This window comes from Shewanella sp. 1180_01, assembly GCF_052850535.1.
In genome coordinates this window covers 1-6,937 of sequence record NZ_VXCT01000096.1, presented here as the reverse complement: position 1 = coordinate 6,937, position 6,937 = coordinate 1, and the positions used below count along the sequence as shown (strand labels likewise).

Annotated in this window: 9 protein-coding genes and 1 other RNA gene; 1 reads left to right on the top strand and 9 read right to left on the bottom strand. The window is 47.3% G+C overall.

The genetic code is table 11. The annotated features are described in order from the left end of the window. Positions 1 to 14: 14 nt before the first annotated feature. The 9 genes from FW758_RS23855 to FW758_RS23815 form a co-directional block, all read right to left on the bottom strand. Positions 15 to 87: hammerhead ribozyme type II (locus tag FW758_RS23855), an RNA gene on the bottom strand. 2 nt (positions 88 to 89) lie between these two features. Continuing rightward, entirely contained in the window at positions 90 to 398 is a 309-nt protein-coding gene (locus tag FW758_RS23850; RefSeq protein WP_446446740.1) for a hypothetical protein, read from the bottom strand. 19 nt (positions 399 to 417) lie between these two features. After that, entirely contained in the window at positions 418 to 1,053 is a 636-nt protein-coding gene (locus FW758_RS23845; RefSeq protein WP_263206600.1) for a DUF3164 family protein, read from the bottom strand. Position 1,054: 1 nt separating this feature from the next. Further along, on the bottom strand, positions 1,055 to 1,267 hold the full coding sequence (locus FW758_RS23840; RefSeq protein ID WP_063884365.1) for a hypothetical protein: 213 nt from the start codon (positions 1,265 to 1,267) through the stop codon (positions 1,055 to 1,057). A gap of 1 nt (position 1,268) precedes the next feature. Then, positions 1,269 to 1,784 (bottom strand): hypothetical protein, encoded by a 516-nt coding sequence (locus FW758_RS23835; protein WP_131524989.1) that lies wholly within the window; start codon positions 1,782 to 1,784, stop codon positions 1,269 to 1,271. Further along, the gene (locus FW758_RS23830; RefSeq protein WP_446446739.1) at positions 1,781 to 2,317 is read right to left on the bottom strand and encodes a hypothetical protein; all 537 of its coding nucleotides are present in this window, start codon (positions 2,315 to 2,317) and stop codon (positions 1,781 to 1,783) included. Before FW758_RS23830 ends, FW758_RS23835 begins: the two co-directional genes overlap by 4 nt. A gap of 5 nt (positions 2,318 to 2,322) precedes the next feature. Next, on the bottom strand, positions 2,323 to 3,045 hold the full coding sequence (locus FW758_RS23825) for an AAA family ATPase (RefSeq protein WP_012089134.1): 723 nt from the start codon (positions 3,043 to 3,045) through the stop codon (positions 2,323 to 2,325). 60 nt (positions 3,046 to 3,105) lie between these two features. Next, positions 3,106 to 5,322 carry a DNA-binding protein gene (locus FW758_RS23820; RefSeq protein WP_446446738.1) on the bottom strand — a complete coding sequence of 739 codons (2,217 nt, stop codon included), beginning with the start codon at positions 5,320 to 5,322 and terminating at the stop codon, positions 3,106 to 3,108. Next, complete coding sequence (locus FW758_RS23815) at positions 5,315 to 5,542, bottom strand: hypothetical protein (protein WP_041411143.1); 228 nt, start codon at positions 5,540 to 5,542, stop codon at positions 5,315 to 5,317. The genes FW758_RS23820 and FW758_RS23815 overlap by 8 nt, the downstream gene beginning before the upstream one ends. A 289-nt stretch (positions 5,543 to 5,831) precedes the next feature. On the opposite strand from FW758_RS23815, the gene FW758_RS23810 reads away from it, so the two are divergent. Continuing rightward, entirely contained in the window at positions 5,832 to 6,575 is a 744-nt protein-coding gene (locus FW758_RS23810) for a LexA family transcriptional regulator (protein WP_012197056.1), read from the top strand. Positions 6,576 to 6,937: the final 362 nt, after the last annotated feature.

The window sequence follows — 6,937 nt, the reverse complement described above, 5'->3', positions numbered from 1 at the left end:
CATCTTTGCTCTTTGGTTAGCTGCTCATCAGTGCCTAATCACTACATTAGACAGACCTCGCTCCATGCTATGGAGCGGGTTTCGCAGGGTTAAAGCATTGCTGGCTTTGGCTCCAGCAGATCCAAATTATTCAGTGACTTCTCCATAAAAAAGGCGATCACAGCGCGGCGTTCGCCCGCAAACTCTTTGCTTAACTCTTTAAGCGCATTGAGCAGAGCGGCGCACATCATCAAGCAGTAATGCGGCCTTTCCGCCGCAAGGCCACTGAGTTCGCTGCGCAGATTGTCAAAGCTGGCTTCAAGTAAGGTCGCTTGGCGTAATTGAAACGCCACCCGATCAAGCGCGGCTTGGTTGTCATCGAATAGGTGTTGAATTCCGGATTGTGTACTGAGTGTCATGATGTGCTCCTTGCCCACCCTAAAGGGTGCTGATATCCAGTGGTAGTTGGGTGTATTTGCCATTAGGCTGACGCTCATATAGGCGCAGGTACTGGCTAGTGCCTGTGATTTGAATCGCGTCGGCTATGGCGTCCATGGCCCGTTTCCAGTTGGCATCGTCGATATCCAGCTGGCGCAGACTGAGCACTTGGTTAACGTCGATTCGGCCTTGCTGGTTTACCCGAAACGCATGTTCAACCATCGCCATCAGGCGGGTATCCGCGCCACCGCTCCAGCTTTTAATGCAATCATCAATCAAGGTTTTAGCGGTTTGAATGCGCTCATCAAACACGCGGTGTTCACCTACAGCACGACGCACTTGGTACTTGCCATCAAAGCTAGTAAGCAAAATATTGCCCTTACTGCCACCGACCTTAACGCCATATTCACTGGCTGATAGTTCGGCAAAGCCATCAATTTGCGCCATCGTCATCAGTTTGAAATTAAGCATCTGTTCACGCAGTTCCTTGGCAGAACCGACAATAGCTAGCACCACTTCATCGCGCAGTTTGTCCACTGCCTTAATACGGTCTTCATGTACCAAATCGCCTACCGCGTTTTTGCGGTAGCCCTGCGGAATAGCAGCTTGGTTGTGGGTTTGTTCTTGTGTGTTCATCTTATTTGTCCTCATTCCAGCGCACTGTCACGCCATGAAATTGCACCGCCATACAACGGCGACGAATGCCTTTTATGTTCTCGATAATCTCAACTGCCATGCGTTTAAAATCACGGCTTGGAACGTCAATTTGGATAACACCGCGATGCTGGCTAACGACCTTCATCCCACGAAGCCTTAAGGCGGCAATCACATTGATAGCTTTTGTTTGCATGTTATTTACCTTTCCATTTGTTATCCCAAAGGGCGCTATTTAGGCGGTTAGCCACCTTTTGCAACTCCCTTTCGAGTAGTTCGATATGCTGTAGTTGATCGCCCTGGGCGAGTCGGCGACAGAACGCGAGCTGTTCCTCTACGTTGTAACGACTGTCTGTCGCGGATTGCACATCGATCCTCTGTGTTACTGCCGACTGCTTTAACTGCGAATGTGGGCAGCCACCGCGACAGGCGCGATAGAGTCGGACGCGTTGTGGGTTGGTAGAGCTAAAAGGCCGTTCTTGATTGTCTTTGCAGGTATCAACGCTGATTTGTCCTGCAACGGGGCACTGTACGTGGTGACGTAAGTAGCGCCCTTCGACACGATTTTTAATGGTGTCGATATTGCCTTTGTATTTGTTCAGCAGGACCTGATTAAGCATGGTCGGACTGACACCTAGCTCTCTGGCAATCTGCGCTTGGCTGCTCTCACTGACTTTTAACTCAAGCACTTGGAACCAATTGTCCTTGTTCATAGCGCCTCCCTATAGGGATAAAACTTCGATTTGGTTGGTGCATAAATACCGTCATCGATTAGCTCTGGTGCTAAAGTGCCACAGTCAACGTTGAGGTGATAAATGACCATTTCCTCTTCGATAGCTCTGATGCGGATCAAGCCTGCCCGTTGCAGGGCATTGAGGTAACGCTTTACCGTTGAGCGCGCCACCCTAGCTGTGACCATGATTTCTTCAATCGAGAAATTGCGCATGATGCGGCAGCTGTTCCAGATCCGCTGATTCGCTTTAATCTTGGCGAACTGAGACTGGCGCTTTAACGTGCTGTCATCGTTTAACCAGTAGCGGTTGGTCAGCCCTGTACGCCCTTTCCATTCGAGTGTTAAGCGCCCTTCTCGATACAAATCACGTAAAAAGCGATTCGCGAGGCACTTGGGCATTCCCGATGCATCGGCAACTTGTTCAGCACTAAAGCTGACTTTTCGATTGCGACAACAGCACATAAACAACCATGCGCTGTGCCTTAACGGGGTTGAGCGTTTGACTTGTGCCATAACGCTTAACCCACAAGGCTTGGACGTCGAACACCATGGAATGGCTGTGCCCCCCAGTGTTCTGCTGTGACGTAATCAAGTTCGTTCATTTTGGCGAGACGTTCGATTTGATTAAGGCCAATGACAATGCGACGAGCCTCACCACTGCTGGCTTTACGCAGTTCATCAAGGAGTTCTGGTTCGACTTTGATGTCGTTGTCTAAGAGGGAATCGGCCATCACCATGACGTCATCTAAGTCGGCTGGCCGAAACTCAACCCACTCTGAAATACGGTTAAAGAACTGTTTGCGTGTACTGATACGGCGGGCGATTTGGTCCATACCAATGAGGATCACAGGGACTTCGGTGTTGTCGTAGAGATCGCGCACGGTTTCAAGCATACGAACATCCGACATGAGGTAGTCGGCTTCATCGATGAACAGTGGGCGTTCGTACATGCTCATTTGCTCGATAGTGAAATCGACCATCTTATTGATGCGCCACATGCCACTCGATCCGAGTTCGCCGACAATGCGGTTCATTAGTGTACTGGCACTGTCTGTGGCCATGGCTCGAACATAGATACCGTTCACTTGGTTAAACAGATAAGTGGTTGCAGTTGTTTTACCAAAGCCACTTGGGCCGTGGTACAAACCGAGACCTGGTACACCTATGCCTCGGGTACAAAGGTTGTCGAAGGCGTCTTGGGCTGTCAGGACATTTTTTACAGGTGCGATCACTGCTTTCATTTTGTATACTCCATTTGCTTTAGTTTTATGGCCTTCATGGCCGTTGTGGGTCATAAGTGCTCAGTTGGTCGCTCTGCGCTTATGGCCCATGATTTCATCAATGCGTTTTGCCCCTAACTTGTTGTGCTTTTTGTAATCCTTTAGGAATGCATCCTCCTTTAGCGTTAATTCACGGTTGAGAGATTCAGCGGCAAGCAAACGTGCCTTTTCGTGCTCATTTCGCACTAAGGTTGCATGCTGTTGATTAATGGTGTTTTTACGTTCTTCAATCGCTTTACGCTTCTGGCGTAAATGCTCAATTTGTTGGTCGCTATAAGCAGGCTTATTGGTTTTAACGAGCTGCTCTGCAGCCTCAGTTAATGCCATTAAGCTGGGGTTTTGGTGGGCTATTGGCTGGGTTGGAAACTCAACTAGTGACTTAGCCTGCTTGGCATAGTGTTCAATGACGGTTTGATGGATCTCGCCTATGTTGAACGTTTTAGCGAGTTGCTTCATTTCGGCCCTGAAACTACGCAGTGCCTTAGCTTCTTCTTTTTTGGTTTGACGATAAGCCGCAGGGCTGATCTCTTGACCTAAAAGACGGCTATCAACCGCTTCAATTCGTGTTTCCCAATTATTGATCGGGTAAATAAACGCTCGAGCGACGTCTGTTGGATCGAGGAATACTCGGACTCTTTGCCCTTTCCATTCATGCTCCAACATTTCCGGTGCCGTATAACGCAATCCTCCCGCTTTAATAAAGCCCTTAAGGATGGTGTACTCGCCAACGTGATTAAGCAGGAGATCTAAGGCTTCTGGGTGTTCGACTGCCCGCACTTGATATTGAGCTGCGCGGTAAACTTCATTGGGTGTTTTACCCTTTAAGCCATCGTGTGCGCGGAGGTGATAATAGGCATCAACCCAATTATCAAGAAGTTGCTGCAATTCCGGCTGAGTCATACGGAGATCATAATCCGCTTTCTCGTTTTCTTTCTTGTTGCGCTCTTTAAGGCGTACCGCAAATTCTTTGCGAGCCTCGATAGCCTCGCGATCATTGACGTTATGGCCTATGTAGCCAGGCAGTAACTCAATAAGATCATGGCTGAGCGTCTTAAAGAAACGTTCGATAAAGGGCTTTTCCCAACCTGAGTATGGGTTAGCTCGGCTTTGTTCTAAGTCGAGTAAGTGATAGATGCTCGTGGTTCGCTGGCTAACATAATCGCTGCCGTTATCGGTACGCATTAAGCCGCCTTGGTTTGGAACTCCCCAAGCCAGCAAGGTTTTGCGCATTAACAGGCAAATGCCTTCGCTTGATGAAGTGGGCGAAACAAGCAGTTTGACGCGACGTGTGAAGCAGTCGATCACCGCAATAATGGTGTGTCTGCCTTCTTTCAACATGGCATCGACTGGGGTTGAGTCAAATTCCCATACATCGTTTGGCGCTGCCATCCATGGATAGGTTTGCTCAACTGCAGTCCGGTATTTATCGTTGAATTTTTTAGGGTTTGTAGTGAATGTAAAAGCCGCTTGATTCTGGCTTATCCATTTATTCACCCAGCGGCGAATGCTGGAGATGCTTGGGATCTGCCAAGGCATGTCGGTTTTAATCGCATAGATCTCAGCTAGCTTTTTAAGCTGCTTTGCCTTGCCCGCCAGATGCGGTTTAGCGGTGATCAGCCCCTTTAGGAAGTCAGCTAAGTCGGGCTCGTCATTCAATAAACATGGACGCTCGACTTTGTATTTACCTGCGAGTGCGCTAACGCCCTCTTTTGTTAATACGTTTTCCCAACGGCGGATCGTGACAACTGAAACGCTGCTAATAACAGAGAATACCCACTCAGGTAGTGCAATCGAACGTTTGACATACGCTTCGCAGAATGCTTTTTCACCATCAACGAGCTTACGCACCTCAAGGTAAGGCATGCAGAATTTTGCCTTGGCATTGACGATAAGCATCTTTGCATCAGCCCGCTTTTGCGCTTTATCAGGTAGGTTTATAAACTGCTGAATGCTCTTGGCTTTTTCTGTTTGACTCACTGCAGGCATTTGCAGTTTGGCAACAGCAGATCCTGCACGCATAAGGGACGTTGGAGATGTTGCTATCTGCTCCGCTTCCTGTTTTGCCAGCTTCTGACGAGCCTCAAGGGGCAGACTATTTAGGTGATATTCGAATCCCCCACCTAGCCCTTGTCGCCTCTGCTTTTGCCAGTTCTCCTGTTTTGCTCTATCACGGACGCGTCTATCCCCGACATCCAATAGCTCTGCAATTTCTACAGTGCTAAACCATTCCTTAGTCATGGTGCTCTCCCACTAAATCAACACCAAGATATTCAGATAAAGCAGCCATGATCTTGATGGCTTTTAAGCGTTTAGGTTTACGGCCTGTATTGGGTGCAAACCATTGAACGCACTTCTGAACCGTCCTTGGGTTATATCCATGCGTAATCGCCCACGCACGGCAGCTTTGTCCATTTGCGAGCAAGGCTGCATGTATATGACGAGCGCTTTCTATCTTCATAAGAATTACCGTGCTAATATTTTGATTACGTTCGCATTGCGAACGAACGCAGTTTAACTACAATACGTTACGCAGTGCGTAACGTATTACGAATATAGATCCGAGTTAGGCACAAATCAACAGCTTTCTGCTTTTTTGCGCAGAAAATTACGCACTAAAGTTATTTTAGTGCGCAAAAGATTGATGTAGTTTCGGTTGAATATTCAGTAAACCATTACTTATTCGGTAGTTTTTAAGTAATAACTATTGCTCTCTTGAGCGTTAAATAGATTTTGGTTCGAGGAAAATAATGAAGTCGGAAGCCTTACATTCAGATCCAACTTTAGATCCGACTTCCACAACTGAAGTCGGCACTCTTGCTGACCGTATTTCGGAAGCAATTGGGAAAAACAGTATTAGAGAGTTCGCCATTAAAATTGGCGTATCTGAAGGTACCCTACGTAATCTAATCAAAGGTGGAGAACCTAAGTTAGATACCGCAATACGTATAGCAGAAGAGGCTGGCGTGAGCATTCGTTGGCTTGCAACTGGCAATGGCCCTAAATACCCGAATCGCCAACGCGATGACATTTCCCAGGAAGGTATTGTTTACGTCCACCAAGACCAGTTCAATGAAGAGTATTTCTTGATTGAAGGCTATGACGTGGTGGTAAGCACTGGGCATGGCGCGTTTAATGATGAAACAGGTGTACGCAGACGGCTGCCGTTTAGAAAGAACTGGCTTAAATACCGTAGTTTAAAGCCCGAGAATCTTAAAGTCGTCTATGCCAAAGGCAATTCGATGGAGCCCGCCATACACAGCGGAGATAGCTTACTGGTCGATATCAGCAAGACTACGCTAGAAGACGGCTGTATCTTCGTATTACGCTTGGGCGACGATCTTTACGCCAAGCGCTTACAGAAACTATTTGATGGCGGCATAGAGATACTCAGTGACAACAAGGAGTATAAATCTCAGATTGTCTCTGCGGGGGAACTGCCAATGCTGCAAATTATTGGCAAAGTCGTTTGGATGGGTAAAAACCTCGATTAAATCTTTAACAGTTCCGAGTTTATCAATCTTGATGAACTGTGATTATTTTTCAAAGCTGGCGAACCATTTTGGCGCCAGCTTTGTTTTTATCAATCCTAGTGAATCACTTCCGACTTAACTCACCACTCGTACAACTCTTGTACACCAAGGCCTCCCGCCTAGTTTCGACTAATCTCGGCTGTTCTCACTTATTGTCAATCCATTTGACTGGTTACAACAGTGCAACGCGTCACTCGCTTGTAGCAACAGACGCTACTAATTTGATTAATGCTAAATTTAAATCAGTTACTTATTTATAGAGCAGCTTACAACGGGCGTTCTAACTTTGGCAGAGAAACAAACAGCTAGGACTTCTCGCTTAC